Origin of the sequence: Halomonas sp. ND22Bw, from assembly GCF_003011945.1 — a bacterium.
Taxonomy (GTDB): Bacteria; Pseudomonadota; Gammaproteobacteria; order Pseudomonadales; family Halomonadaceae; genus Halomonas; species Halomonas halophila.
Map to the genome: position 1 here is coordinate 1 of NZ_PXWD01000426.1, position 339 is coordinate 339.

Here is a 339-nt window from a genome sequence, read left to right on the forward strand (position 1 = left end):
GTCGGCAAGAGCATCGGCAGGCCGCGCTGGCGCACTTCCGTGCGCAGCAGGTCCGGGAAGTCGCTGATCAGCCCGTCGACCCCCAAGTCGATCAGGCTCGCCATGTCGGTGCGCGTGTTGATGGTCCAGGGGATCACCTGGAAGCTCAGGGCGTGCGCTTCCTTCACCGCCGCGGCGGTCACGGTGTTGCCGGCGGGCGACCAGACGACCGGCCCTGACGTGGCGCCGGCCGCCGCTTTCACCAACTGCGGCGTCGAGCCGAAGTCCCCCGCGTTCAGCCCAGCCGTCCAGCGGCTGTCCTTGAGCGTCCGCGCCGTCGTGAGATAGGCCCGCGGCATC

1 protein-coding gene is annotated in these 339 nt (G+C 70.5%); it reads right to left on the bottom strand.

Features of this window, described 5'->3' with window-relative positions; genetic code table 11:
- A partial coding sequence (locus CVH10_RS18750) for a glycerophosphodiester phosphodiesterase family protein (protein WP_369335878.1) occupies positions 1 to 339 on the bottom strand: 339 nt, incomplete at both ends.